Origin of the sequence: Rhodococcus sp. 14-2496-1d, assembly GCF_002259365.1 — a bacterium.
Taxonomy (GTDB): Bacteria; Actinomycetota; Actinomycetes; order Mycobacteriales; family Mycobacteriaceae; genus Rhodococcoides.
In genome coordinates this window covers 54558-81198 of record NZ_NPFV01000008.1, presented here as the reverse complement: position 1 = coordinate 81198, position 26641 = coordinate 54558, and the positions used below count along the sequence as shown (strand labels likewise).

The 26641-nt window shown below is 63.7% G+C and carries 20 protein-coding genes; 2 read left to right on the top strand and 18 right to left on the bottom strand.

Features of this window, described 5'->3' with window-relative positions; all coding sequences use genetic code 11:
• Positions 1 to 2: 2 nt before the first annotated feature.
• From CH296_RS05190 to CH296_RS05140, 11 genes are all read right to left on the bottom strand, one after another.
• On the bottom strand, positions 3 to 1589 hold the full coding sequence (locus CH296_RS05190) for an SCO6880 family protein (RefSeq protein ID WP_094684189.1): 1587 nt from the start codon (positions 1587 to 1589) through the stop codon (positions 3 to 5).
• Between the two features lie 3 nt (positions 1590 to 1592).
• Positions 1593 to 3770: a hypothetical protein gene (locus CH296_RS05185; RefSeq protein ID WP_094684188.1), complete on the bottom strand. Its 2178-nt coding sequence runs from the start codon at positions 3768 to 3770 to the stop codon at positions 1593 to 1595.
• Between the two features lie 8 nt (positions 3771 to 3778).
• Positions 3779 to 4519 (bottom strand): hypothetical protein, encoded by a 741-nt coding sequence (locus CH296_RS05180; RefSeq protein ID WP_037154228.1) that lies wholly within the window; start codon positions 4517 to 4519, stop codon positions 3779 to 3781.
• A 101-nt stretch (positions 4520 to 4620) separates the two neighbouring features.
• Complete coding sequence (locus CH296_RS05175; RefSeq protein WP_037154227.1) at positions 4621 to 5025, bottom strand: hypothetical protein; 405 nt, start codon at positions 5023 to 5025, stop codon at positions 4621 to 4623.
• Between the two features lie 58 nt (positions 5026 to 5083).
• A complete protein-coding gene (locus CH296_RS05170; protein WP_037154224.1) occupies positions 5084 to 5674 on the bottom strand; it encodes a hypothetical protein in 591 nt (196 codons plus the stop codon).
• Entirely contained in the window at positions 5671 to 7368 is a 1698-nt protein-coding gene (locus CH296_RS05165; protein WP_037154222.1) for a peptidoglycan DD-metalloendopeptidase family protein, read from the bottom strand. The genes CH296_RS05170 and CH296_RS05165 overlap by 4 nt, the downstream gene beginning before the upstream one ends.
• A 142-nt stretch (positions 7369 to 7510) precedes the next feature.
• Complete coding sequence (locus CH296_RS05160) at positions 7511 to 9592, bottom strand: cutinase family protein (RefSeq protein ID WP_094684187.1); 2082 nt, start codon at positions 9590 to 9592, stop codon at positions 7511 to 7513.
• Between the two features lie 41 nt (positions 9593 to 9633).
• A complete protein-coding gene (locus CH296_RS05155) occupies positions 9634 to 10923 on the bottom strand; it encodes a ParA family protein (RefSeq protein WP_094684186.1) in 1290 nt (429 codons plus the stop codon).
• Positions 10923 to 11579: a hypothetical protein gene (locus CH296_RS05150; protein WP_094684221.1), complete on the bottom strand. Its 657-nt coding sequence runs from the start codon at positions 11577 to 11579 to the stop codon at positions 10923 to 10925. The genes CH296_RS05155 and CH296_RS05150 overlap by 1 nt, the downstream gene beginning before the upstream one ends.
• A 74-nt stretch (positions 11580 to 11653) precedes the next feature.
• Positions 11654 to 12247, bottom strand: a complete 594-nt coding sequence (locus CH296_RS05145; protein ID WP_256980340.1) for a hypothetical protein — start codon at positions 12245 to 12247, stop codon at positions 11654 to 11656.
• 48 nt (positions 12248 to 12295) lie between these two features.
• Positions 12296 to 13627 (bottom strand): hypothetical protein, encoded by a 1332-nt coding sequence (locus CH296_RS05140; protein ID WP_256980339.1) that lies wholly within the window; start codon positions 13625 to 13627, stop codon positions 12296 to 12298.
• 1085 nt (positions 13628 to 14712) lie between these two features.
• On the opposite strand from CH296_RS05140, the gene CH296_RS05135 reads away from it, so the two are divergent.
• The gene (locus CH296_RS05135) at positions 14713 to 15204 is read left to right on the top strand and encodes a helix-turn-helix transcriptional regulator (RefSeq protein ID WP_052058720.1); all 492 of its coding nucleotides are present in this window, start codon (positions 14713 to 14715) and stop codon (positions 15202 to 15204) included.
• A gap of 96 nt (positions 15205 to 15300) precedes the next feature.
• Here CH296_RS05135 and CH296_RS05130 read toward each other — a convergent pair whose 3' ends face one another.
• The 5 genes from CH296_RS05130 to CH296_RS29850 all read right to left on the bottom strand — a co-directional run bounded on the left by CH296_RS05130 (position 15301) and on the right by CH296_RS29850 (position 22580).
• Positions 15301 to 16305, bottom strand: coding sequence for a GAF domain-containing protein (locus tag CH296_RS05130; protein ID WP_037154209.1), 1005 nt, complete (start codon positions 16303 to 16305; stop codon positions 15301 to 15303).
• A 54-nt stretch (positions 16306 to 16359) separates the two neighbouring features.
• On the bottom strand, positions 16360 to 17175 hold the full coding sequence (locus CH296_RS05125; RefSeq protein ID WP_094628099.1) for an SDR family oxidoreductase: 816 nt from the start codon (positions 17173 to 17175) through the stop codon (positions 16360 to 16362).
• An 873-nt stretch (positions 17176 to 18048) separates the two neighbouring features.
• A complete protein-coding gene (locus CH296_RS28525) occupies positions 18049 to 19380 on the bottom strand; it encodes a hypothetical protein (protein WP_143546321.1) in 1332 nt (443 codons plus the stop codon).
• Between the two features lie 44 nt (positions 19381 to 19424).
• Entirely contained in the window at positions 19425 to 21200 is a 1776-nt protein-coding gene (locus tag CH296_RS05120) for a hypothetical protein (RefSeq protein WP_141217138.1), read from the bottom strand.
• Between the two features lie 900 nt (positions 21201 to 22100).
• Positions 22101 to 22580, bottom strand: coding sequence for a DUF2510 domain-containing protein (locus tag CH296_RS29850; RefSeq protein WP_094684183.1), 480 nt, complete (start codon positions 22578 to 22580; stop codon positions 22101 to 22103).
• A 310-nt stretch (positions 22581 to 22890) separates the two neighbouring features.
• Here CH296_RS29850 and CH296_RS05110 point away from each other — a divergent pair, with 310 nt between their 5' ends.
• Positions 22891 to 23919, top strand: coding sequence for a hypothetical protein (locus tag CH296_RS05110; RefSeq protein ID WP_037154200.1), 1029 nt, complete (start codon positions 22891 to 22893; stop codon positions 23917 to 23919).
• Positions 23920 to 24313: 394 nt separating this feature from the next.
• Here CH296_RS05110 and CH296_RS05105 read toward each other — a convergent pair whose 3' ends face one another.
• A complete protein-coding gene (locus CH296_RS05105; RefSeq protein ID WP_094684182.1) occupies positions 24314 to 25294 on the bottom strand; it encodes a DUF368 domain-containing protein in 981 nt (326 codons plus the stop codon).
• A 273-nt stretch (positions 25295 to 25567) separates the two neighbouring features.
• Positions 25568 to 26482 (bottom strand): aldo/keto reductase, encoded by a 915-nt coding sequence (locus CH296_RS05100; RefSeq protein WP_094684181.1) that lies wholly within the window; start codon positions 26480 to 26482, stop codon positions 25568 to 25570.
• Between the last annotated feature and the right edge of the window lie 159 nt (positions 26483 to 26641).

Genomic DNA, 26641 nt, shown 5'->3' with positions numbered 1-26641 from the left:
GGCTACTTGGTGTAGCGCGTCACGGCGAGACCGCGAGCGAAGGGCAGGGTGGCGAACAGGGCGACGTCGTTCGTGTCGTCCTGCCAGGTGATGGTTTTGATTGCCGATTCGTCCGCGGATTCCTCCACGCGCATGCAGGCCCGCTCGAGGTCGTCTTCGTCGCGGCCGGTGACCGCGACCGCGAGGGAGTAGATGGTGCCGTGATGGCCCGAGCCCGGCATCAGATCGGCGCGTCGACGCCCGGAGGCGGTAGCCATCACTTCTGCCGAGCCGTCGCCGATGATGCCTTTGCGGAGGGCGCTTTCCTGCGAGGCCCGGTCCTGAGTGAAGTCCTGACTCGCCGCTTCCCGGGCGACCGCGTCGGGCACGAAATCGACGCGGACACTCACTGTTCGGATCGTCGGGGACGGCGGGTTCTCGTCGTCGCCGATGTCGGGGGCGACCCCGGTCAGCAGCGGCGCGAGCCACAACGGGCCCAGCGGAATGGGTTCGATGCTCGCCGGCGGGAGGAACCCGACACGGGTGTGCCAGCGTCCGGAGACCACCACCGAGTCCTGGCCACCGACGTAGGAAGGCCAGCAGTTCGACCACCGCGCCCCTTGGTGACGATCGAGGGGGTTCGACGGGTCGACGAACGCGCGGATCAACGCGCAGGTGCGCTGCTCACCGAGGACCTGGACGCGGCCCATGCCGACGGCGACGAGTTTGCTCACCGCGCGCATCGTCTCATCGCGGATCACCTGGGCGACACCGCCTTCGAATCGGGCACCTTTCCCGCCCGCCGCCCGCGCGGCTTCGGCCTCGAAGCGGTCGGTCTGGGGGAATTTGAGCACCACGTACGCCCGGTGCTCTTCCGAGTGCGGCCGGATGGTGTCGATGAGGTCGCCGTAGGACTCCACAGGTGCCCGCAGACGCATGTCGCCAAGCTTTTCGACCTCCCGCTCGACCCAGTCCTCGTGCATGGTCAGATCCGCGGGAATGGAGCGGTGGATCAACTGCACTCCGCGGATGAGCGAGGTCTTGCGGGCCATCGAGGCGCTGAACAGACCGAACTTCTCCGATGTCGTCGCCCAGGCCGCGTCTGTGCGCAGCCCCCCGGCCAGGCCCTGCACGGACAGTACGACCGTGTAGTAGGCCCGCTCGCCGGGGTTGGCGGTGCGGACGATGAACATCTCGTCCAGGCCGGTGCCGGCGACGTCGAGCGGAGCGGTCCGCCCCAGCGGCACCGGATACTCCCAGCCGGGATCGAGATCGGCTATCCCGTAAGCCGGGTCGTCGGCGTTGCGGTAGACGTGCTCCCCGCGCCGCATCCGCGACCAGTTCCGCAACCGGTGCAACCGCCGCGCAGCCAGGGAGGTGTCGCCGAATTCGTACGTCGAGGCGAACACCCCGACGTAGAACACGGCCACGAGCCCGACGGTCATCGCGCCCCCGCCGGCCGCGAAGTAGTACACGACGCCGATGATCAGAGCCGCGGTCCAGGTGATGAGCACCGGTGCCGAAATCCCGGTCATGCCGCGGCGCGCGATCTCACCGCCCAGGATGGAGGTTCTCTGCTCGCTGTCGTGCTCGACGGTCTCGGTCGACATCGCTTACCTGCCTTCGGCTTCGGACGGTGCGGACTCGGCACTGGATTTGGCTTTGTTCATCGCTGCCGCTGCGGACTGCGCGGCGATCGGCACCGCTGCGGCCCCGGCCGAGGCGACCGTCGCGGCAGATCCCGTCGCGAGCTTTCCGCCGAGTCGGCCGGCCATACCCATCGTCGAGCGCTTCGGTGTCGACGCCCCGCCCTTGTCGGCGCCGCTGTGGGCGGCCGCGGTGGTGTGGCCGGGGGTGGAGTTGTTCGCCGGGGCCGAATGCGCGGATCGGGTGGCCTTGTCGACGCCGTCGCCGGAGCGGGTCGAGCGCGGTGTGACGGTCGACCCGCCTCCGCCACCTCCGCCGCTACGACTGCGGAACAGGGCCGAGCTGCCCACGCCTCCGATGACACCGCCGGCGACGGAGCCACCACCGCCGCCGAACCCTTCGGAGTCGGCCTTGGTCGGCAGGATCGGTGCCCACTTGAGCATCGCCCACGGTGCCAGGCCGACGACGACCATCGAGGCCCCGACGAGCACGAGAGCGCCGAGCGAGGTCAGGTCTCCTGAGCCGCCGCTGCCCGAGAGCAGAGCGTTGTTGGCCCCGGCGAGCACGATCGCGATGAGCAGGAACAGCATCGGCTTGCTGAGCACGATGCCGACGAACGTGAACAGTGGCCGCAGCGCCTTGGTCCGCCACGTCGGGTGCACCCACATTCCGTAGCCGATTCCGGCGACGCATGCGGTCAGCGGAAGCCCGATCTGGTGCATGAGCAGACCCAGGTAGACCGACATCGCACCGAGCAGCAGGATCCCGAAGAAGACCAGGCCGACGATCGAGCCGCCGACGACGGTGTCCTTGTTCAGCGTGCCCATCGTGGCGTAGATGTTCTCCACCATCTCGGTGATCGTGGAGCCGCTGAAACTGGCGATGCCCTCGGTGAGCACTGTCGCGAACTCGATCAACAGTTGAGCCAGGGCCAGGGAGAACAGCATCATCACCACCCCGGCGGGCATGTAGCCGAAGACGTTGGCTACCAGCTCCGATGGTGAGCCCTTGTGCCGTGATCGCATGATCGCCAGCAGTACCGCCAGCGACATGACCATGATTCCCAGACCTGTCGATCCGGCGTAATAGGTCACGAACCATTGCTGGGTGGGATCGAAGTCGCCGGTCGAGGTGAGCCCGCGCAGCACGGCGTCGGTGAGCGAGAGGGCCCCGCTCTTGGTGGCGTTGACCCAGTCGTCGATGACGGTGGTCGGATCGGTGACGAAGTCGACGACGTCGTTCGCAGCCCCCGAGATCCAGGAGAACGCCTGCAGGTAGGCCTTGCCGAGTTTGTACTGCGGGGTGGCCGCGATGACCTTGCCCAGGGTGTCCTCGAGGCGCTCGGTGAACGAGGTGTTCTTGTCGATCCAGTTCGCGGTGCCGGCGAACAATCGCCCGATCGACAGATTCCAGTCCTGGCAGCGGCTGGCATCTGCTCGTTCGGCTTTCGAGCAGTCGACGAAGAACGCGTGCATGCAGTACTGGTCGCCCGACCCCTGCGAGCAGGGGTCCGACCAGGCGGCGTCGGGCACCTTGTCGGCACCGGGCAGTGCCTTGATCGCGGTGAGCGAGTCCGCGTCCGGGCTCTGCGCCCAGGCGAAGCCCCACGTGCCCCATTCCTTGTTTCCCCACCGGGCGAGGTCCTCGGCGCACGTTCCGGTCGGCGGGTGAAAGCTGGTGTCCCCGGCCGGAAACACCGTCGGAAGTGCGTCGGCGGGTGGTTCGGTCCCGTCGGCGACGGCCTGACGGGTGATCTCGGCCGTGGCCGTGGCCTGGGCCTGAGGGTCGCTGCCGACTGCGCTCGCACCGCCGAGCATGGCGGCCTTGTTCTCGTCCGATGCCGTCCAGTACAGGAGCCGGTTTTCGTTCGTGAGTGCTTGGGAGATATAGGTTCCCAGGTCGCCGCCGTGGTCTGCGCAGTTACCGGTGAACCAGGGCCCGCTCCGAAATTCCTCGGTGCCGCCGATGAATTTCTTGAGATCGTCCGGGAAGTGCGCGGGCAGCCTCGAGGCCGGTTGTTGGGCGGTGACCGCCCCCGGTGCGGGGGCGGGAACGGCGGAAGGCTGGGCGAGCGCAACAGCGGATGATCCGAACAGTGCCACCAGTGCGGCGGTGACCGCGATGAGAACGAGACGGCGAATCATGTTCTCTCCTAGTCGATGTAGAAGGTGTAGTACCCGGCGGTCAGTTGACCGCCGAGCGCGGAATCAGCGGCCGGGTAGGACGCGTCTTCCGGGCGCGGGCCCTGGCGGTAGGACCAGTCCTTGGCCTTCCAGTCCCCGTCCTGCCAGACCAACGAGATGTCGGTGGTCGCCCACAGAGTGCTCACGGCGACGGTGCCGGTGTTGTTGATGTCGGACTGGGTGGTGGTCATCGACCACACCGAGATCTGCGCGGCGTCGGCGGCGAACGAGGACACGTGCACCGCGGCCGGCAGGGTGTTCATCACGTCGCTGCTCTCGTCGCGGTTGCTGCCGAGTTCGATCTCGCGGGCCAGTTCGGCGCCGGGGTCGGCGGCGATCATCGTCGAGCGGACATCGTTCATGTCGATGCGGCCCTGGCTGGCCTGATCGAACGCCTGGAGCACGTTCACCGCGGCCGTCGATGCGCCTTGGGTGTCGCGGGTGTAGCCGCTGGGGACACCGTTGTTCACCGTCGTGGGTCCGTGTACTGCGCGGATGGCATCGGAGCCACCGCCGCCGGAGTTGTCGGAGCGGCCCGACAGACCGACCACGATCATCGAGACGACGGCAAGGATCGCCAGGGCGACGGCCCCGAGAATGATCCAGCGTTTGGACCCGGACGTGCTGTCGGTTCGGCGGTCGCCGGAGACGGTGCCGGTGTTGGGGGAGCTGGGGGGTTCGGAACCGACGTTGCGGTAGTCGATGGCCATGATGGGTAGCTCGTTTCTGCGGACGGTGCCCGCGTCGGGGAGGAGGAAGAGCGGGGGTCAGAGCCGCGATCGGCTATGCGCCGGACCGCAGCCGGGATCGGCTATGCGCCGGGCTGGACGAGGAGCAGGACTGCGCCGACGATCGGCGAGACAGCGGCCACTCCGCCCAAGATGATGAGCGAGAGCTTGAGATCCTCGCCCGCTTCGCTCAGATCGCTGGACATGTTGCGCTTGCGGGCCTTCCTGGAGCTGAGGAACGAGGTCAGTACCCACAGGCCGGCGAGGGCGATGCTGGCTCCCCAGATCGCCGCGAGCAGGCGCTTCCACGTCTGGTTCAGAGCGGGCCCGAACAGGCCGATGTCCGGGTTGACCCCGTCGTACGGGTTGACCGCCTGTGCGGCGGCGACTCCGCCGGCCAGGACGGTGAGCGCGGCGGTGATAGCGAGGACGCCGAGTACGCGGCGCGCTCGGTGCGAAGTGCGGGAGGTGACGGATTCTGTGTCCATCGGGGGTTCCTTTCCGAAACGGGTTGTTCTGCAGTGCCAGTGGATGTACGAGGCGGGGCTATTTGTCTTGAATGCGGCTCACCTCCCAGCCGCCGGACCCGCGCCGCAGGATCATCGCGACGACCCTCTCGCTCACCGGTGCACCGTCGATGGTTTGGGTGACGCGGTAGGACCGGTAGGCCGTTGAATCGGTCTGCGGGGGAACGGGTTCGTCGTCGGCGACGAGGTCGGGGGTCAGGACCGCGCCGCCTGCGGCCCAGTCCAGCCACTGCGCACCGGGGCTCGATTGCGCTGTGGTGGAGGTGATCTCACGTGCGTACTCGGAGGTGAGCAGCGGTGCGGTGCGGGCGGCGGCGTCGTTGGGTCCGGTGTCGACGGCGGTGTTCCAGGTGAACCAGACCGTCAACGCCGCGGTGGCCACCGAGTCCGGATCCTGCCGGTCCACCCCTGCCGCGAGGTCGGGCAGCGCAGTCGCGGCCGGCGGCGGGGTCCGGGTGGGATCGCTGCCGCTCGGCGGGGGCGTACCCGGGGTCCACTGCTGCGCCGGGATCGACGGGGCATCGGCGCCGCCGGTCTCCTGGCCACCGCACGCGGTGACAACCGTTGCAGTGATGAGGATTACGGCGAACGCGGTGCGGGTGGTTCTCATCCGAATCTCCGTGCTGTCAGGCCGCTCGCGGGCGGGGTCCAATCCGATACCTTCACCACGTCGCCGGACTGCGGTGCCTCGACGACCTTGTTTCCGCCGAGCCAGATGAAGATGTGGCCCGAGTGGGGTTGGATGATGTCGCCGGGAGCGAGCTCACCGGGGGTGGCGATCACGCGGCCGCGGCTGTCGGCGATCTGCGCCGAGTCCTGGTGGGGGAGCACGATCGCGCCGCCGGAGGCTTGCGCGACGGCGTAGAGGACCAGTCCGGAGCAGTCGAAACCGACCTTGTCGAAGTCGCCGATCATGTCCGCACGGCCGCCGCCGTCGCTGACCCCGCGTGTGGGGCCGTTGCGGTCGCCTCCGCCCCAGGCGTAGGTGGTGCCGAGCCAGCGCATCGCGGCCGCGACGACGTTCTGACCGAACGGGCCACCGGGGACGATGCCCGGTGTGGCCTGGGGGACGGCGACGGAGAACGCCTCTGCTGCGCGGCGGGGAATCTTCGCGACGTAGTCGAGGGTTTCGGCGTTCTGGCACACCCGGCCCTGCGAGAGGGTCGCACCGGGACCGCAGTTGTACATCGACAGATACAGCTCGGTCAGGTCGCCGCTGACCTTGCCGGCGGCGAGCGAGTCCTTGGCGATGCCCGCCAGCTCGCAGTCGTAGGCGGCTTGGCTCATCACCGCATCGGCGATGCTCCGGGTGTCCTTGCGGCCGTCTCCGTCGCCGTCGACGCCTTTCGCCGCCCACGTGGCCGGCATGAACTGCGCCGGCCCGTCCGCGCCGGAGCTTGCGTTGTGGGCGTTGACGTCGAAGCCGCCCTCTTGTTCGAGCTGCGCGGCGACGACCGGGGCGGTGACCTCGGGGCACACGGTGCCGGCCTTGACGATCCACGGCTCGAAGTCCGCCGGCACCGACCCCGGTCGCAGTCCGGTCGATCCGGCCGGGACACCGCAACCGGGTTTGATCGCGGCGGCAAGTTTGACCGATCGACTCGATACGCCCTGCGCCGCGGCACCGGCGGTCGGGGTCACGGCGGAGGGGCCGGCCGGTCCCGCCGCGAGAACGTCCGCGGTGGCGGTCGGTGCGGTGGCACCGGCGGCGGCGAGCCAGGCAACGGGATCGACCGGGCTCGATCCGGATGCGAGGCGCGTGCCGGGCCAGACCTCGAAATGCAGGTGCGGCCCGGTGGATTGACCGGCGTTGCCGACGGCCCCGATCGGGTCACCGGCCTTGACGGTCTGGCCCGCGGTCACCCCGACGCCGTCGTCGTTCATGTGGCCGTAGACCGTCGAGAGCGACTGTCCGTCGACGGTGGTGTCGATGATGATCCAGTTGCCGAACCCGCTGGCGTGTTCGGCCTTGACGACCGTGCCGTCGGTGGCCGCGTAGATCGGGGTACCGATCGGGGCTGAATAGTCCTGGCCCTGGTGTCCCTCGGGCTCGCCGGTCACCGGATTGGTGCGGGCACCGAAACCGCTCGTCGCCTGATACGTGCCTTCACGCAGCGGCATCACCACTGTTCCCGAGTGCGGGGCCACCACGGCCGCGCCGGCCGGCAGGCACGTGCCTTCGTCGACCGGCGGTGTGCGATCGCCCGAGAGGACACCGAACATGCCGATCGCGGCGACGGCGAAGATCAGCAACAGGCTCAGTGCGCCGGCACTGCCCTTGCTGCCCTGCTGTGATGCTGCCATCGGTGCATGTCCTCACGAATCGAAAGAATGATCAGTGCCCGCCCGGACACCTGTGGTGGTACGCGTAGTTCGGTTGTGGTGCTCTAGTTTTCGGCTGCTCTGCGTCATGCCCGCCCGGCTGCAGAGCCTGCTCGGCGGCTGGTCAGCCCCCGACCTTCTGGGTGAAGAAGTCGATGAGCCATTGCAGGGCGCTGCGGCCGGTGGAGTCGACCGTGAAGTCGCCGTAGGACTGGTGCGCACCGGAGGCGAAGAACGTCGCCGCGTCGATACCCGCACCGACCAGCTCGGCCGCGTCCCCTGCACCCGGTGACGAGGCCAGTGAGACGAGACTGCCTGCCAGACCGGCGAAATCGCCGCTGGAGGCCTGTCGACCGATCGCTGCGGACTGTCCGGTGACCTGAGTCTGCGCGCCGAGCTGGTCGGCGCTCGTCTTGGAGGATCCGGTGAGCACTCCGACCGCGACCGAGGCGAGGTCGAGCCCGATGGGCAGCAGCTCGGCGGCGGCCGCGAGGTTGCCGGTTTCGAGGATCTTCCACGCGACTTCCTGAATCGCGCCGACATCGTTGGCCAGGCGGATCACGTCGACGTTGCCGAGCAAGCTCAGCACCAGGGAGGCGATCTGCGCCGATCCGCTGGGGTCGGGGATCATCGCCACCAACGCCGCGAGCGTGTGCAGGTCCACTCCCGCAGCCATTTTCACGATCGGCGCGAACTGGTTGTTCAGGTCTCCGGCGATCTTGTGCGATCCCGCGACGTCGAGAGCGGCGACCTTCTGCGGCAACGCGATCAGGTTGTCGACGATGCCTTGGTAGTCCAGGCTCGTGAAGCCGGTCGCGACGTTGACGACCTGGTTGACCACCGTCTTCGGCTTGAGCAACGAGAGCACCTGCGTTGCCGAGGTCAGCGCATCCGGGGACACGGACTGCAACGGTGCGACCTGCCCGGTGAGCGTTGCGGCCGTATCGGTCAGGCCGGCGGTGGTGCCGGTGCCGCCCAGCACCGACGAGGCGGTGTCGGCGATCGAGGTCGCGGTGCTCAGGACTGCGGGAATGTCGATCTGATCGAGTGCGTCGAGCACCGTGGACGTCTTCGCCTCCGGCGATCCTTCCGGTGCGGTGTCGAGAGTCGAACGGATGCCGGGGTTCGCGGCGATCACCGACTGCACGTCGGCGACCGGTTCGAGGGTGTTGAGCAGCGATGTCGCCGAGGCCCCGACGCTGGCGACCTGAGACTGCGTGCGGTTGGTTCCCACCGAGTCGGGCAGGGTGGCCACCCGCTCACCGAGAGTCGATGCGGTGTTCGCGGCACCGGCCAGATCGACGCGGGAGAAGTCCGAGACCAGCGACGACGAGAAATCGCTGACCCCTCCCGACTGCGTCGGTGTCGTCCCGGGCTGTGTCCCGGCACCGGTGACGCCGCCCTGCGCGGACGTCGACGGCACTGCGGTACTCGACGCTGCTGCGCTTGATCCGGATCCGGTCTGTCCGCCGGTGGTGGCCGGGTCGACGGGCTTGTTCGCCAGCACCTTGCCCAGACCAGCGAGCAGACCGTCCTTGCCGGCGTTCGTCGAGCAGTACAGGTCCGTGGGATTGCAGAGCTGCTTGACCACCGGGGCGAGAGAGCCGAAGCCTTCGGGCCGGACCCCGCCGATGCCCTGGCCGTCGACCTTCGGCCCGACGACGGTGCCGCCCGCGGTGCCCTGGTGCGGATCGGCGACCAGACCGACACCGAGAATCCGGGCCGCGGGAACGACGCCGCGTCCGTTGCCGATCTCGGCGGCGATGTCGCCGGCGGCGTCCGCGCCCTGGGAGTAGCCCGAGAGCAGGAACTTCGACGTCGCGCACGCCGAGGTCAGGATGTTGTTGATGGCGCTCTTGCCGGTTTCCTTGCTGTCGGCGTAGGTGCGCCCTTTGTCGAACGCCGAGGCCGCGTACGCCGGGTAGTAGACCTCGATGTCGTTGCCGTACTTCTGCTTCAGTGCGTTGCCGACAGTGGCGAGCATCCCTACCGGGGTGGTCGGATTCGCCGCGGCGTTGGTCTCCCACGTACCGGGGGTCATGATCGCGACGTACTTCGCGCACGAGGTCGCCGCCGTCGCAGCCGGGGCAGCGTATGCGGGGACGGTGCCCGCGGCCAGGACCACCGCGGAGACGACGACGGTCAGCGCCGACAGTGTCCGGCGTCGTCGTCGCCGCGGGGTGGTGTGCGTTCTCTGGCCGGTCATCGTGTTTCTCCTCGTGTGCGTTCAGCGGGGGTGGGGACGGGTCAGGCTCCGCGACGGTCGCGGCTGCGCCGCTCCCACTGCGAAAGCTGTGGGGGTGGTGCGCTGTCGGGCTGGCGGTACACCGATTGCGGGGAGTACGGATCGGTGAACTGATAGGCCGCGCCGGCTCGTGCCGCGGCGACGTTGTCGGCGACCAGGGCGGTGACGTTGGTGTAGGCCTCGATCGTGGCGGGCGGGAGGTCCTTGTAGACGATCCGGTCACCGCGGGCGAGCGCTGATTCGTACGGGGCCTGAATGAAATTGCTTTCCTGGACACCGAGATTGCGCAGATCCTCGAAGACCGCCGACGCCAACTGCGGGTTGGAATCCGGTGTTGCACAGGTCACGACGATCGTCGACGCCAACAGGTGCCCGTAGCCACGGGCGATGATGCCCTCGAGCATCTGATAGACCTGCCGGGCGATGTCGAGGCGCAGCGGGAGCGGAACGACCAGGGCATCGGAATGCTGCACGGCCCACTGCCAGCTCTCGGCCAAGGGATTTGCGGCGGTGTCGATGACGATCAGGTCCCGGTGTCGGCGCAACACCGCCATCACCGCGGCGCATTCGTCCCACCCCAAGTTGCGCTCACGGTCGGCCGAATTGTCCGCAGCGAGAATGTCTTCCATCGTCGGCTGACGCCGCAGGAACGCAGTGAGCGACCCCGACACCGCCGACGAGGACGCCAGCTCGTGTGCATGATCGAGCAGGTCCCACACCGTGAGCTCCGGATCGGTGGTGCGGGCGGCGCGATCGCCGAGACTGCCGAGCGATTCGCTGGCGTCGAAGACCGTCACCCCGTGGCCACGGTGCTTACCGAACGTCGAACCGAGCATGACCGATGTCGGAGTTTTGCCCGCCCCGCCCTTGGGGTTGATGACAGAGACCACCGAGCACCCGGGAAGAGGCTGCTGCACAACGCGAATCGACTGACGCAGTCTGACTTCGGCAGATGCAGGCTTGGGCCTCAGGTGAGTTCCCAAGGCGGCATTGAGCCGTCCCCGCAGGCCTGCTTCGGCCGGCTCGGCGGTCGGGTCTTCCTCCTGGCGGTCGAACAGTCGCGCTCGGTAGAACGCTGTGGGGTCGACATCGGGTGTCTCGACCGCTGCCAGTGCGTCCTGCCCGACCCCGTACGGGTCCGGTGCGGTGTCGTCGGCCGGCTCTTCTGCAGGCTGTTCGTCCGGTTCGGATTCGGGTCGGCGAAGACGCTGAGCGCGGAGGTTGACGGTGTCCTCGGCTTCGTACCCCGCGACGGGGTTATCGACGTCCGGGCGCGGGTGCTGTTCGGCCATCAGCCGACCTCCGCTTGATCGTCGACGAGCAGATCGGAGAGCCGGATGGCCTGCCACGGACGGTGCCCGGGAACCTCGCACCACACGGTGGCCGGATTGTCGTCGTCGATCTCGAGGCGCTCGAGGTGCACTCCGTAACGCGCTGCGAGAGCTGCGAGCCGCGCGCCGTCGAGGTGCGGGTTGGAGATATGCAGTATCAGCCGGATCGCAGGGGCGTCGAGCTCTTCGCGTAGCTTGCCGGCGAGAAAGGCTGCCTTGCCGGCCGCCGAGTCGTCGGCCGAGGTCTGATCGCCCTGCCGGAACACCGCGTCCTTGGCGTGAAATGTTCCGTACCAGGCTGTTTCGTCACCATCTCCGACCACTGCGAAGCTCCCGCGCTCATCGCCTGCGGCGTAGAGCTCGACCAGTGGTGCGGCCGACGCCGCAGAGGCGACCGCGTCGGTGACCTGCTCGGCTTCGTTGGCACGCAATCCGTCGTAGTCGAGGTCGAGCTGCTTGTAGAGCTCTCGTTTGATCTTCTGCCACATCGACCAGTCGGTCAGCCCCGATTTTTCGGCCCAGGCGCGGATCTCGCTCGCGGTCGACGCCTCGAGGGTCTCGCGTGCCTGTCGTACTGCGGTGGCGGCCTCGGCCCATTCGCTCGCTGCATCGCTCATGTCCTGGCGTTCCTTTCGTGGTGGCTGTTCGCCGCGGTGCTGCGGCGATCTCGCGCTGTGGCGGCGGTGGGTGATCACGCTTGCTCGATGGCGGCGATGACGTAGCGACCGTCGACCTGATCGGTGGTGATCCGCTGGCGGTACTGCGTCCCAGGCCCGTTCGGGCCACTCTCGGTCAGGGTGAGGGTGTAGGAACCGGTGCGTAGCGGGTCGATGTCGAGGCAGTAGGTGGTGCCGGCCGGGACGGTGGCGATACCTGCGTCGAGGTTGGCTTCGACGTTGAACGGGGCACTCGCCGGGGCATTCGGTGAGACCAGAGCGTGCGCGGCCGCACCCGAACGCTGGACGTAGTAGGCGTGCTCGAACGCCGCGATGACCCCGGGTCCGCTGTCCTGATCACCGGCCGGCATCGAGCAATCCGGCCCGGCCGCAACGGTTGTCGGCGCGACCGAGGAAGACGTTGCAATCGTGTCGGTGGCTGTCGTGTCCGGCTCCGAGTCGCCACCGCTGAACAACGCAGCGGCGGCGACAGCCACGCACACAACAGCCCCGACGGCCGCGACCGCGCGTCGGCGCGATCGCGGCACACGGGGCGAGCTCGACGGCACCCCTGATCGGGCGGGGCCGGTGGCACTGGCAATCGGAGATGTCGTCGAACGGCGCATCATCTGGGAAAGTCCTTCCTGGCTGGTCCAACTAGCTGGCTGTAGGGCGAATCAGGCGGGCGCGAACGCCGCCTGCAGGCCGCCGAAAGCGGCAGTGGCCTGTTCGACCAGAGGAGCTGCAGCCGACTGCACCGTCTCGAAGGTCTGAGCCACCTGCGGCTGTTCGAGGGCCTTCGAGGTGAAGCCCTGCACTGCCGAGGCCGCCGGTGCGGTCCACACCGACGCATCGCTGACGGCTTTGTCGACGATCGGAGCCGCGTTCTGAACGGCTGTGTCGGCCGCCGCGAGAAGCTGGCGGCCGTTCGGGTCGGCCGCGAGAGTGTCGCGAACCTGCCCGATGGGGCCGGGGAGATCGACTGTCGCGGCCGGCGGGATCGTCGGGGCGCTGTCGGCAGCCGGGGGAACCACCACAGGGGCGGGGGCCGGCTCTTCGATGATCTGCTGCTCGCCGCCGAGAACGGTGGCTCCGAGGACGCCGCCGATCACAGCGCCCGTGCCGGCCAGGCCCAACACGATCGGTGCCGACAGGGCCGCGCCCACGCCCGCTCCTGCGAGGGCGGCTGCTCCTGGGATGAAGACCCATCCGACCGGGCCGCCCCAGACGATTGCGCCGGTGCCGGTGGTGGCGGCGACGCCGAGTCCGCCGCCTATGGCAGCAGCGGTGCCGGTGATCACTGCGGCCGGGACCACCGATGCCGCGAGGCCGACAGCGCCGCCGGTGATGACACCGGTCGCGGTACCCGCTGCGATCCGGTCGGCGCGGGGCGCGTCGGCGAATCCGTTGTTGACGAGCCAGTTTCCGCCATCGGCTTGTATCGCCTGCAACGTGTTGTTGGTACGTGTGAGCAGGTTCTGGTCGACGATGTTGGTATCGACCGGCACCAACGTGCCGCCGGCGATGAAGGTTCCGGGCGGGGCCTCGATCGGGGCGATGACCTTGCGCTGCACCGTCGGGACCGGCGGCGGTGGCGGCGGAGTCGCCTGCAGCGCCGGGGGTGCTTCGCTCGGGGCAGCCTGCTGAGCGGGGGCTTGGTAGTAAGTGTTCTGGTAGTTCGAGGACTGCTGGTTACCGGCCAGGTAGTCGTCGTAGCTACGCGACGGGGTTTGCTGCACCTGTGGTGATGGCTGGTAGCCGTCCAAGTACTGGCGCGGTTTCGGAGCTAGCGGCGGCGGGGTGGCCGGTGCCGTCTGGGGTGTGCTCGTGACCCCCGGTTGTGATCCTCGAGGACTGGTCACTCCCGGCTGAGATGGTGCAGCCTGCGCGGGAGCGGCCTGCATGGTCAGGCCGGCGATCGTCACCGCGGCCACGGCGGGCAGCGATTTCATCACCCGCCCTCGCTTCTTGGATGAGCGGTGGTGTCCGGTGCCCTGTGATGCTGGCATTGGTGTCGATCCCTTTCTGGTGCGACCCGGTGATCGGGCCCTGCTGGTGAATGCGATTGCGAAGCAACCGTTCTGGCGACAATTGGTTATAGGTGGCGAGAGGGTTGAGAAGTGGATGGGTGCGTGCGATCCATAGGTTGTGGGCCAGTCACACGCACCCATCACGTGCTGGGGCCTCAGAGCCAGCCGAAGACCACCGGCCAGAACCAAGGCTGCTGGAAAATCCACATCGGGTATCGGAATCCTTTCTGTGCGAATGGGTGTGACTTCGAGGGGTGATGTCCCGGCGGGGCCGCCCAGCGCTGAACATGATGAGATGCGCTCGCTGCGCGACCCTCGCGCCGGTCCATCGGTCGAGCTGCAGGGCGTCGGGGGGCCTGTAGCTCACGAGTGGGACTATCAGCGAAATCCCACTCGAGTCGGGTTGCAGTCCGAACTGGCAGGTCTACGGCTTGCGGGTTGGCATGGACCGCTCATTGCACGATGTGGATGGACCCCATTCGGCTAGCAGGGCTCCGTCGTCACCGATGTATTGGTGGCGACCGGAATGCACGTGGTCGAGCGAGCATGCAAACAAGTCGCCGTGTGTCCGATTTACGACGATTGACGCGCAGAACTGTTTCTGTGAGAGAACATTTGGCACCATCGCATCCCGTGCGGCACTCACTTTGATTCGCCCCCGTAACCTCGGCGAAAGCAGCGATGTCGGGTGAGTGCAGCTGCCGTCGCACCTCGTCTGTGGTGGCCCAACGCTGAGCTTCGACGTTGGTAATTGCTGGTCTCAGCCGTCGACGGCAACTGTGATGCGGCAAGGGCGAGCGACGCGAACATGTGGAACTCCCGACAGGAATGATCGGACGGATTCTGTGAACAGACCGACCTGATGTCCCGCGCTACAAGCAGTGCCGAGATAGACAAGCACCGAGGAATCCCTTTTGGGCGCGCATCAGGACTGTAGAACAGGTTCGGTACACCGCGCAATTGGTTCAGCGGCGCGGAACTCAGATATGACTGAAGCATGATTGCAACAATAGTGCGCAACGATAAAACGCACAATAGAACGCGGTCGTCGCCGATCGAGGAAAATGGGACTGTCTTGCAAGATCGACAGGGAGTTGGGGACAGTGCCGCGAAGCGGAGTTCGTGGATTTCGCGCCGACCGGTTGCGCGAGCTACGGGTGCGCGCGGGGTTCAGTGCCGACGACCTCGCGGCTAAAGTCGGCGCGACCAGGCAGGCGGTATCGACATGGGAGACGGGGCGCTCAACGCCTCCGCCTGCGACGCTTGGCCGAATTGCGAACGCACTGCACACGTCGGTCGCGGCGCTGGTTCCGATCCCGGAGTCTCAGCTGAAATTGTCCGACCTCAGGGTGCACGCCGCGCTGTCCCAGGGCGACGCGGCGCAGCTGCTCGGGTTGTCGACCACTGTTCTCGCCGACATCGAACGGGGGCGCAAGCCCGAGAGCGAGGAGCGCATCGAGTCGTTTGCCGGTACGTATGGGGTAACGCCTCAAACGGTCGCAGCTGCATGGAGTCGAACTCGCGAAGCCCGCACGACACGCGCAGAGTCCTTGTAAAACTACGCAACTATAAAACGCAGTCAGGTCCTAAGGGATTCCATCTCCCTGAGTCCGCAAAGGTCTCTGTGGATCCATAGGAATCCGCGAGATTATTTACTCCTCGCACAATTCGGTCAGAGTGACGAGTGCGGCCGTGGTGTGCTGATCGAGTGAAACTAAAACCGCGTCGATTGTCATCGGCTTCCAATTTCTGTCAATAGTTCTGAAGCGAAGCACGCCGTTGGCGCGTTCGCGTGCGAGTGTGTTCGACATTTGCTTCGCAATTGGTACGTCGTCCGGATGAATTGCAGGTACCGGTTCGTCAGGAAGGTTTTCCCAGCAGATATCCGGTGCGGGGTCAGAGTTGTACCAGCGCAACAGGTTGAGCGTTCTGAGGTTGACCAGTGCGCGGTACTCGCCCTCCTTGGTGGAAGCCTCCAGAACGCGATGCTCAAGAATTGTAGGTGGGGGAGCGATATTGATTTCCCCTGCGGGGCCGATGTCGTGGGTGATGCCCCTCAGGATGACTTCGGTGCCCGAAACCCCGTCTTCGGCAATCATCCGGCACGAGAAGTGCGCGGCCCGAAGTTCACCGTCGTCCCGCCTCACTGTCCAGACCGCTTGGTGAGTGGTGCCCGGCGCTGACTGCACGATCTTGGCCATTGCTTCGCTCTCGTCACGGTTGGTGACAAGTCGGGTGAACGCGCCCGCGAGTGCACGCTGGGTCTCGCGCTCGTCTTGCGGAACGCGGTAGAGATCGAGCAGGTCGTTGCTACCACTTGCCGTGCTCTTGGTGAGGTTGAACTGCCACGCCCCGGCGGCGTCTCGTGGTGGTGGAGTCTCGTCGCGCTGACCGAGCCACACCCACGCACCGTGCGTACGGCCGGCAAACGTTCGCAATGGTTCGGCCAGTACTCGCCTGTTGCCGTCTTTGGATAGCCGATCCACCATGGCTTCCGCAGAAAGTGCCTCCGCTACCGCGGCCCCTGCCTCTTTCCGGCTGGCGGAGCTGCGGAGAACGTTACGAGGAGGAACGAAGGATTTGGGTGAAGACCCAACTCCGATCACGGACGGCTCTGCGTCTCCGAACGTCTCGATGAGAATCCAGCTGTTCGACATGGTCGACCGACCCCCGCAGGTCTAGTTAGATGGTTGTCTGTGTTCGATGGCTTGTCAGTGCCTTCGCAATGCCTGGACCGCAGGCAGAATCTTGGTGTAGTGAGGGCCGAGTACGCGTGCGGTAATGTCCACGAGTCGGGCGTCCTGCCCGATTGTCACTTGCGGCTTGCCTTTCCACGCTCCTGCGATGATCTTTCGAGCAGCGTCTTCGGGTGCGGTTCGGGCTATACGGCTGTCGAAGAGCTCGGCAGTGCGGCCCTGGTCGACGCTTGGTGCCGACCGTGCTGTTCTGGCGATCGATGTCTTCAGCCCGCCGGGGATGACACATGTCGCGCGGGCGGTTCGTGATGCCAGCCGCAACTCCTGATTCAACGCCTCGGTGAAGCCTCGAACGGCAAATTTGGACGAGTTGTATGCCGAGTAACCTGGTGCGGACACAACCCCGAATGCAGATGAGACGTTTACAATTCGACCTCTGCGCGAGTTCAGAATGTCTGGCAGGAAGGCACGAGAACTATTCACCACACTCTCGAAGTTAGTTGCCATCACGAAATCGAAGTCAGCTGGGGGAGTATCGATGACGTCGCCGCTGTAAAGAACGCCTGCGACATTGAAGACAGCATCGATACCGCCGAGTGCATTGCGCGAAGATGCCGCCCACGAGTTGATCTCGGCCCGGTCGGCGACGTCGACATTGGCCGCGCTTGCGATCTCGGTTGTAGCGGCACATCGAGACTGTGTGTCCAGGAGTGCGTCGTAGTTGTTGTCCGCGAGAGCAAGTGACCAGTTCTGGCCCGCTAGCCGCAGTGCCACTTCACGGCCCACTCCCGAACCCGCGCCGGTAACCGCTGCTTTCCATGCCCCTGGCATCTGCCTGCGCCTCCCGCATCTCGCTACCCTCAGTAACTAGGTACCGTAACGAACAGATCGCGGCTGCGCTAGCAACCAGCTGGTCTGTGATCCCATTTGTACCGATCTGTCGTGATTTCTGGGTTGCGACTGTTGGTGAGCGAAATCGAAGCGCCCGGCCGCGCACCTTCGGTCAGCTAATGCACCGTCCGGTCGTGATCGCAGGGGAGGTCGCCACGCCTGAGGTAGCTGAGGTGAATCCCGACTTCCGCTGCGGATCGATCAGCAGGCCTCCATCGCAAACTCACTCGCGCCAACGGGACTGACTGCGGTGAGCGCAACAAGACCGTTCCCTGCACGGCTTCGTTGCACAACAGCACTGCGCGACGGACTGCCAGCGTCGCTGTGATGAGTGAGCCCTGAGCCAGTTCGATTCCACCGTAATCTCGTCGCATGGTGCTATCACCACTGCGTGGTAATCATAGTGGTGTCTTCGACCGTCGAACCGTGCCAACCGACGATTTCTCGGGAGGAGCAACCGATCACGAACGCTGCCGATGTTCCGGTGTAGTGAAGGCGGTGACCCATTGCCGACTCGCGCCCTCATACAATGTTTCCTTTACAAAGGATTGCAGCAGAGTCAAGACCGGGCCGCTCCAGTGACAATTCTCGGATTTGTCAACGAATCTGATTGGGAGATGAAGCTATCGGGTCAGGCATGGCTAAACGTCGCGGCGTGAGGAGCGGTGGAGTCGGTGGACCTGGCGTGGATTGCGATCGATACCAACAAATTTTACGATGTACGACCGAGGCGTGCACCTGAATCAGCAATTGAGTGTGCTACGGATATTTGCTCGGTAGTACTGGAACTCAGCATCGCTAATTACCGACCTCTCAACGATGAGGGGGTGTATCCCGGAATTCGTTCAGCAGCAGAATTTTTAAGACCCAATCCAACGACATTGACACCGAAATAAGTAGCCTGTAATGACGATCACGATGTCGATTTCCCACGAATCTGCTTATCTGATGGGCCATTGTGTTTCGCGCAAAAGTTACAAGGTCCTGCCATGATTCATGTGGCGCAATGTCAGACTCTGAAAAATCCGAGATTATCCCTGGAGCTGTTGTAGCAGCTTTTGTCGCCAAACGGTTCATCCTGTCAGAAAAGGTCATTCTGCCGAAACCCGCCAAGCTGTCGGTCAGGCTTCGTTCGATGTCCGCGCGAGCGGCAGGCGTTCCTAGATCGTCAAACGCGCGAAGCCCTGCGGACCGGGCCGACCTGCGGATCGTCTTTCGCTGTCCCTCCGTCAAAACGAGCTGCTCGTTGGTGTCGCCGAAAAGACGGTTGTCCAGGCCTTCGGCTACAGCACACAGAACGAGTACATTGGCCTCAACCACATCATCTCGGCCAGCGATAACGGCATCACCCAAGTTTCCGATTTTCTGCCAGACGCTGAGCCAGTGAACCAATACTTCTACCGTAAGTGCCTCTAGAGGTATAAAAGTCCGCATTGGGCGGGACTCAGTGTCGCGTTCCTCGGTCAGCTTGACTGCTAGCAACGGCCCGTCTACATCGGCTGAGACGGAGATTGAGGAAACACGCGGTTCACGTCGGGTGCATAATTGCACCAAGCCTGCAATCGCGTTTGAAGCGCTCATTCTCAACTCAAGCAATGATCGGGGCGAGCTTGAGACGTACTCGAATAGCAGACGCCCGGCGGTGTCTTCGATGACGGTGAACGAAATACCCTCAGCAACAGCGTATTTACCTGACGAGTCAGCGGCCAGGTGGTCCCAACCCCCAGGGATGTCTACTGAGAAGCGAATCGAGTGAAATTGATGTTCCGGACCAGTCAGATGCGCACCGCGGACAGTCGTTTGTACTGTCGCGCGTTGCTGGGGCGACCGAGGTGGCCACAGCGGGGACGACATAATCCGTGTATCGAGGAGGGTGAGTGCGGTTCCGTCCTCTAGAGTCCCGTGAACTGTCACCGGCTCAAAGTCAGCGACGGCATCATCAGGATGGGGTGCGCGAATGGTGGTTGCGCTGGAGCCGGTTGTGTGCCGAAGCTGGGACCGGCCGGGTGTGATCTGCCCGTCGACGGTCAAGAGTGCTTCGGTGCCGTCGCGGTATTGCAAGCTGGCGCGTACCGAGTTTAACGAATCGCTGGCCAACCAGAAGGTCCCTCTGAGTGGCTGCGGGTCAGTGTCGTTGTCGCTCAAGGCGGCTCCTTGGATAGCGGGTGCAATGTCTGTCAGTGATGAGACTAGTCTCCGACTGTATCGACGGACTTATTGTGCGGTAGCTTTAACCCGTACTGGCGATGCCGGTGTCCGCTTCTCCTCCACCGAATCGAGAATGCCACGAGAAGAAAGGCTGTAAGCGCGAGTGCGCCGAAATATATAAACAGCACCAGGGGCCCACGTCCCCCTAGTGTGTCCGACGCAAGCGATACCAAATCCTTTGACCATTTACTCTGTCTTTCAAACGTTCGGATCGATTCGCTAATGCGAGGCATTAAAAACATAACTACTACGAGGAAACCGGACGATGTGATTGCGATCGAGCGTCGAGTCTGCATTCTGGAGTAGCGCGTAGAAACTATGCTCTCAAGAATTTTGACGCGGTCAAGTAATCTTTCATAAAGAGTGTCAGCAGAATTTGAGGAAAGTATTGCATTTATTATGTTCTCGTCATCCGGCCCGTTCAATAGATTTCTTCGATACTCTTGGAGGCCTACTGCCAGCATTCCCTGTGAGGCGAACAGTTTCTTGTCACGAACCGTGGCCGTAGATGTCTCGCGATCGACCTGCTGCAGCTGGCGAATTTGTCGAACGGCTGATTCGATCGGAATGAGTTGCATCAAGTCTTCCCGATAGTCCGGCTCATTCGCGGCCCAGTTTGCATAGATTGCGCTACCTGCAGATACCCAAAGCTCCCGGTCTGAGACCTTCAGTTTATTCGCGAGTAATTCTGACACTGTGTCTGCGTTTAGAGGTACAGCTGACGTCGCCCTGAGCGCAGTCAGCGCTAAATCGTGGCGATGTCTGTCCTTTGCGGCTTTGCCCTCGCACGCACACACCGGTGCCCCTATCGACAACATGGTGTAGGAGCTCCAATCGTTGCGCCCACCACTGCCAAAAACCGATCTTATCGCATCGCGATAGATCTCGAACACCGAGTGAAAAGTCAGCTGGGCTGTGTCGCTGGTGCTAAGGGCAATCCAGCCGACACCTTCGCGCATGAGATCATTCGATTTGGACCGTTGGACTCCGTTTGCGCTGCAATAGTGGTTGTAAATTGGCGCAGCAATGTTGACGGTGTCGATTCGGTTAAGATCGCTCACCATGCAGTTTCGCATTTCTTTAAGGTCCAGGGCGGTTGATACGGCAGACGCAAGAGTGAGAATGCAGACGCCGGACGTGTGGAGCAGTAGTGAGACTTCGATGACGTCTTGGCCGACTAGAAAGCTCGTGTATGGGACCTGTCTCATCTCGACCCGGATGTAAGGGATCTTGTCGAAATAGCGTGGAGCGTATCGATCACGTTCCGCGAGGTTGCGTATCGATGCCCACGCCTCAGATCGTGATTGACTCAGGCGCAGTTCCTCTTGCGATTTATCCAGTTTAACGCTCAAATCCTCAATTTCGCCTGTTGTCTTTGACGTTTCCTCGGTTGCGTTTCCTGATCTGAGCTTTTGAAAATATCCCGAAGATGCAACCTTGAGAGATAGCCAAAAATATCGGCGAAAAGTCGAAAGTGTAGACAAGTCTCCAGATTTGAGTGCGTGTTGCAAGGTCTTGATCGATTGAATATCACGTAAAATTATTTCCGTCTCGATATGGGACTTGCTGAATCTGACTTCATCCGAGATTGGTGATGCCGCGCTTTTGCCCAGGTTCTTTAAAAGAAGTTGATCGGCTAATTTTTCTATATTCAGACCAGGGCCGAGGTCGAACGAATACGAGTAATACACAGCCCGACCTCTTATCGCGATGTCGTGGGGTCTTCTTGCCGGTTTGACGAGAGAGGATATCTTCATCGGTTGATCGTAGTCGACTGCTGTCAAGCAGCTGGGTAAGTTGGGGAACTGGGGTGGGATGGTGCATGCGTTTTTCGCGAGTTGCTTGGCTTTGAATGTTCTGCACAGTCGCTGAGCAGTGTGCCGGGCTTCCCTGGCTTTGGTTAACATCTGATCTGCGAGGATCGTTCCTCACAATGGAAGGATGTTCCCGTGCTGAAAGCATTTCCCGCGGAGTTCCGCCGCAACGTCATCGGCGTCGCCCGTAAGGGCGAGGTCCTGTCACGTCAATGGCGGTCCGCGTTGATCTACTGGAGCTCTTGACGCGATGAGCGTGTACGCACCGCACTGTAGTCACTGAATCCACTAAAGATTGCCAGCATTCGACGAAGGGTTGTCAGGAGTGTCATTGTTGACCGAGCCGATTTGATTCCCCGGATGATCGGCACGTCTATAGTTATAACGAGCTCAAATCCTATCGAAAGAGTTCGCCGGTGGTTCCATGACCAGTTATCGCCCGCATCCAGATCGGCACGCAGGTTTATGCGTCCCCAGCCGTCTATGTAAAGGCCAGAGTGGTCGCTCACGCGGACGCCTGGCCCATCGACGTCCACGCCAACCTGACTGACCTGCAGTGTTGGCCTAAGCGCACCCCAATTCGCAGCATCCCACTCGGCGCTGGAGGACGTCCAGGACCATCGGTAGTTGTGGAGCATCACCCGGTCGTTTGCTGAGATGAAGAGACCCGCGTGGAAATTCCGCGGGCGCTGGCGACGGCTGTGGTGGCTGTGCCGACGCGGCACGAGCCGGCGTTGGCGTGAGCTGACCGGGCCGTTCTTCGTCGAAGCCCCGAGATGCAGCACTTATGAAACACAGGTAAGGGCCTCGGCCGGACCGATTCGGTCGTGTATAGGTTCTGCTCTACCCCGCTGGGGCTGTGTGAGTGGTCCACATCTGTCCGTCCCAGTATCGGAGACTTCCGTTGCGATCGGGGTCCGGGTACCACCCCGCGGGTACGTGCGGGGGAGGCGGTGGAATTGGGTTCGATGTGGCAGGGGGAGATGGAGTGGGTGCTACCAGTGCGTCGTCTATCGCTTGGCGTAATGCCAGCATGTCGCGGACGTGCCTGCGCTCCAGGGTTACGGCGTTCTCGCTTTCAGCCGTTCGTCGAGATGCCGATGTGAAGCGTGAATTCACCTCGATGCCACCTGGAATAGTGAATTCGATGTACCCTAGGACGAATGGTGTCGGCTTCTTGAATTGAATTGCTTGGATGGAAGACAGAGCGATTCGCTTCTCTCCGACCCCGACCGACAGTCTGGCCATCAACCCGCTTCGCTCGATGGTGACGTATCGACCGTCGAAGCGGACCACGCCGTTGAAGCCTGCTGCAGCGATCATCGGAACGGGCTCCTCTTTGTCCGCGGGCGACGGCTTCCAGCTTGTCGCCCTGTCCGTGGCTCAACAGACAATACCGACAGAGCCAGGTCGCTCCGGTACGATCCGATGTTTTCACGACGCGACCGAGCCGGGGCAGTCCCGACATCGCAACAGTGTGCGAGTTCGGCTTGCTCAACTGGACTTACACATAGGACAAGTTGGGGCGTCACGGAGGAATTATACAGGAATGAGCCTGTTTCCGCGTGAGTGGACAATGAAGAAGTGCGCTGGACAGACTAACTGAGCGGCTTGATTGAACTATGTTCTCCGTATGACCAACGGGGACTCGTTCACGGCATTTCCAATACGGATCGAGCAACGAATGCGGATGACAGGCATGGTCGTACGGCAGTCGACGCCTGGATTGACCGACCTAATCGGAGCTGTGGGTGTTGTGGATTCGACTGAGGAGCCGGTGGTGATGGTGGCGATGGAGTTACCTGAAGCGCGGTCGGCAGGTCGAAGCAAATCCGAACAGGAAATCGAGGACGTCGCGGCTTTTGTGCGCGATCACCTATCGGTACCAAATTTTGAGCGAATCAGTCCGGGGCCGCACAGGAACGAACCACCGGACTGCTTGGTGTCCATTCGCGGGCGCGAATTCGCTGTTGAGACGGCACAGTTGATGCTCCCGTCCAAGGCGAAGTATCCGAATGCGGTCGGGCGTTGGAAGCTTTTCGAGCAGCTTCGGGAGCACCTCTTTCGCGATTGTGGACGCTTGCAGCCACGCCTTCGTCAGCATCGAGGTTCCATGGTGTCGGTGTGGTTCAATTTGGATGGAGAAAACCGGCTGCCGCCTCGCGGTAACGAGATTGAACATATGATTGATCACCTGAAATCAGTGTCCCCTCCCTCCGGCGAAGTGCTCCGCCGACTTCATCGAGCGTCGGACACGATACCGGCGAATACTGTAATAAATCAGAACGCGGCCGGGAGTGTTGGCTGTACCTGGGCGGCCTTGCCTGTGGACTACCGATCGAGCCTGCGGGCGACCTTGGGATTCGACATTGGCTTGGCGTATCACGACTCCTTTACACGGTCCGACCTTCGGGCCGAGGTGAAGCGAGTCGTGCAGCAGCACGATGACACCAGATCTGACGTCTTGGTGCTGAGCGTGGGTGGGCTGACTCGCGAGGGCACGTTCTTTCCGTCGTCTGGCATGTTCGCGAATGCGCTCTTCGACGATCCGAACCCTCTGAACGGCTGGGCCCCGCGTCATGTGCCGGCGGTTGTTCTCCACGATCAGGAAAAGAATCGGTCGAGATGGTTACATGGTCGGGAGCCTTGGATGGGCCACTGATCAGAGCGACAATGCGAAGCGACTGCACGGGCTGCCGAGGACAAACAACCTCCAGTAGGTCTCAGTGTCACGAGAGTGTCACATGTCGGTACCTACGACGGTGGATTCGGATGGTCCCGCTTGGACGATTGACACAGGTCAGAGCCTCTGTGGTGGTTCCATGCGGACGTATTTGGTTGTCTCGCAACATACTTGTAAGCGAGCGGTCAACGGTTCAATCCCGTTAGGAGGCTCCACTGCTCCGATCCCGCTGCTGGGGTCGGAGTTTTTTGTCTGTGCGGGCCGGTGCGGACGGCTCGCGCGCACATACGCCCCTCGTGGGAATTCACGGCGCCCGCAGGAGGTGCGGATTCCGACGAGGGGAGTGGATTGCCGGGTACGCCGACCGTTTCGGTCAGGGCGTACGCGTGGTCGCCAGTCGATGCTGAACGATGGCGACCACAGCCACGACCGCAACTCCGACGGCGAAGAGTCCCACGGCGGCGGGCCATTCGTTGCCGACGGCCAGCAGTTCTCTGTTCTCGCCCTGCCACGGCCACAGTGCACGCAACGACCCCAGCAGCAGGCCGGCAGCGGCGACCATCGCCAGATCGTGGTAGTTCGCCAGCAACCGTTCGAGCACTCGAACGAAGCTGACCAACCCCACCAGAGCACCCAGGGCGAACACGGCCAGGTACGTCAGGTTCCGCTCGTCGACGGCCGTGAGCGTCGGCGCATACAGGCCGATGACCAGCAGAAAGAACGACCCCGATACACCTGGCAGCACGAGCGCACATATTGCGATCGTCGCGGCGAAGAACACCAGAATCAACGACGGATTCGACGCCTCGACCCCGGGTAGCGACGTGAGAACGACGACCGCGACAGCGAGAACGGCGAACAGAGCCACGGCGGACAGTCGGGACCTGATGGTGGGGAAAGCTCCACGACTGATCTCCATGAACGGGATCGCCACCGACATCGCGATCATGCCCATGAACAGTGCCTTGGAGTAGACGGGCTTATCCGTGACGAAATCCGCCATGATCCCCGCCACCGAGAACACCATCAACAGCATGCCGACGCCGACCGTGACGAGCAGCCACCAATCGACCTGACGGATCTCGGCGCGCACGTCGGATCGTGTGAGCACGGCCTTGGGGATGTCCGTCAGATGCTTCGCCGACGCGATGGCCCTGGTGTAGATGCCGGTGACGAGGGCGACCGTGCCGCCGGAGACCCCGGGAACCGTTTCCGCCAGACCGATCAGGCCGCCGCGAACGACGTTGGCCGCCAATTCCGTCGCCGGCGGCCGCCCCCTGACAACGTCATCGAGTCCGGGTCGATCCTGCTCCTTGTCACCATGTTCGGAGGGTGTCTGCCGGTTCGTCGTCATGCCCGAATCGTCCCAAACGCCGCAATGCTGCTCGACACCGGCTCGACAAGCTCGGGTGTGATCGCACCCGTGAGCGAGCGTTCGACGGTTCGATCCGCCCTACCCATTCAGCTGCCACGAATCAGCTCCCCGTTCTTGTGAACCCGACGCCGATCGGAGTCGGGTATCCGAAACGGAGGAGCCGATCCGAGGTGGTCGGTCGCAGAGACGGCCTCCGCGAACATCGGCGTGGATCCGAGTATTCAGCGGACGATCAGCTCGTGCCAGAACCGATCACGTCCAGTCCAGTCGAGAGCGGTTGTCCCAGTACATCTCTGGCGATTCTGCAAGATCCGGATCGCTCGCTGCGATCAGTTCGCGGTCGATCGACAGAGCAGCGACATTCTGCTCGAGTTGTGCCGCTGTGGCCGCGCCGGAGAGCACGACATCGGCCCAGGGTTGGGCGAGTGCACGTGCCAGCGCCAGTGCGTCGCGGCCGATTCCGGCGGAGTCCGCGACGCGGGCGAGTGCAGAATCTTCGGCCACCAGTCGGCCGTTGGCCATGGCCTCTTTGACGACGACGAACCAGCCGGCTTCGTGTGCTCGTGCCAACGCCGGGCCGACGGACGGCTCTAGGGGGTTCCACGTCGACTGCACCGAGCTGAACACCCCGATCTCCAGCGCTGCATGCACCACGTCGGCTTGATGTGGCCCGCTGGTGCTGATGCCGATTCGGGTACCACTCTCGGCTATGGCACGTAGGTCGTCGAGCAGGGCAGTGTCGCTCAGGGCTGGACTGTCCGGGGTGACGCTGTGGATCAGGTAGTGGTCCGGTGCACCGCCCAGGTCGCGCAGAGTCTGCGGCCACTGCTCGGCCAAGCGGGCAACCGAGTGCTCTTTCACTTCGTGCACCTCCGCACCCCGCTGGAAATCGGCGACGTACGCGTATCCCCATTTGGAGCCGATCACCAGCTCGTCTCGCCGAGAAGGGTGTCGCGACAACCAGCTGCCGAGGAAGCGCTCGGCAAAGCCGTAGGAGCGCGCGACGTCGAAGTGTCTGATTCCGCTGTCCCATGCGGCGTCGAGTACTGCGTGGCACAGCTGCTCGAGGGCTGCCGGATCGAATCGCCCGTCGACGGCATCGGAGTGCCCGACCGTCAGGTACTCGGGGCGTCCGAGGGCGGCAAGGCCGAGACCGAGTTGGGTCATGTCGTCAGTACTTTCGTTGTGCCGTGGCGGAAACAACCACCATATCTGCGATCGGACCGCGCTCGCGTGATCGATACCAGATGTTGCGAGGCAGGATCATCGAGCTGAGACTGTGAACTCGGGGCGCACTCGGTGTGCGCCTGCAGTACGGCCACGAAG

Excerpts from the sequence above, each read along its gene's own strand:
- CH296_RS05155 (WP_094684186.1), bottom strand. The coding sequence starts at position 10,923 with ATGGCCGAACAGCACCCGCGCCCGGACGTCGATAACCCCGTCGCGGGG.
- CH296_RS05110 (WP_037154200.1), top strand. The coding sequence starts at position 22,891 with ATGACCAACGGGGACTCGTTCACGGCATTTCCAATACGGATCGAGCAA.
- CH296_RS05105 (WP_094684182.1), bottom strand. The coding sequence starts at position 25,294 with ATGACGACGAACCGGCAGACACCCTCCGAACATGGTGACAAGGAGCAG.
- CH296_RS05135 (WP_052058720.1), top strand. The coding sequence starts at position 14,713 with ATGGGACTGTCTTGCAAGATCGACAGGGAGTTGGGGACAGTGCCGCGA.
- CH296_RS05145 (WP_256980340.1), bottom strand. The coding sequence starts at position 12,247 with ATGATGCGCCGTTCGACGACATCTCCGATTGCCAGTGCCACCGGCCCC.
- CH296_RS05140 (WP_256980339.1), bottom strand. The coding sequence starts at position 13,627 with ATGCCAGCATCACAGGGCACCGGACACCACCGCTCATCCAAGAAGCGA.
- CH296_RS05190 (WP_094684189.1), bottom strand. The coding sequence starts at position 1,589 with ATGTCGACCGAGACCGTCGAGCACGACAGCGAGCAGAGAACCTCCATC.
- CH296_RS29850 (WP_094684183.1), bottom strand. The coding sequence starts at position 22,580 with ATGATCGCTGCAGCAGGCTTCAACGGCGTGGTCCGCTTCGACGGTCGA.
- CH296_RS05120 (WP_141217138.1), bottom strand. The coding sequence starts at position 21,200 with ATGAAGATATCCTCTCTCGTCAAACCGGCAAGAAGACCCCACGACATC.
- CH296_RS05180 (WP_037154228.1), bottom strand. The coding sequence starts at position 4,519 with ATGGCCATCGACTACCGCAACGTCGGTTCCGAACCCCCCAGCTCCCCC.
- CH296_RS05165 (WP_037154222.1), bottom strand. The coding sequence starts at position 7,368 with ATGGCAGCATCACAGCAGGGCAGCAAGGGCAGTGCCGGCGCACTGAGC.
- CH296_RS05125 (WP_094628099.1), bottom strand. The coding sequence starts at position 17,175 with ATGCCAGGGGCATGGAAAGCAGCGGTTACCGGCGCGGGTTCGGGAGTG.
- CH296_RS05160 (WP_094684187.1), bottom strand. The coding sequence starts at position 9,592 with ATGACCGGCCAGAGAACGCACACCACCCCGCGGCGACGACGACGCCGG.
- CH296_RS05100 (WP_094684181.1), bottom strand. The coding sequence starts at position 26,482 with ATGACCCAACTCGGTCTCGGCCTTGCCGCCCTCGGACGCCCCGAGTAC.
- CH296_RS05175 (WP_037154227.1), bottom strand. The coding sequence starts at position 5,025 with ATGGACACAGAATCCGTCACCTCCCGCACTTCGCACCGAGCGCGCCGC.
- CH296_RS05185 (WP_094684188.1), bottom strand. The coding sequence starts at position 3,770 with ATGATTCGCCGTCTCGTTCTCATCGCGGTCACCGCCGCACTGGTGGCA.
- CH296_RS05150 (WP_094684221.1), bottom strand. The coding sequence starts at position 11,579 with ATGAGCGATGCAGCGAGCGAATGGGCCGAGGCCGCCACCGCAGTACGA.
- CH296_RS05130 (WP_037154209.1), bottom strand. The coding sequence starts at position 16,305 with ATGTCGAACAGCTGGATTCTCATCGAGACGTTCGGAGACGCAGAGCCG.
- CH296_RS05170 (WP_037154224.1), bottom strand. The coding sequence starts at position 5,674 with ATGAGAACCACCCGCACCGCGTTCGCCGTAATCCTCATCACTGCAACG.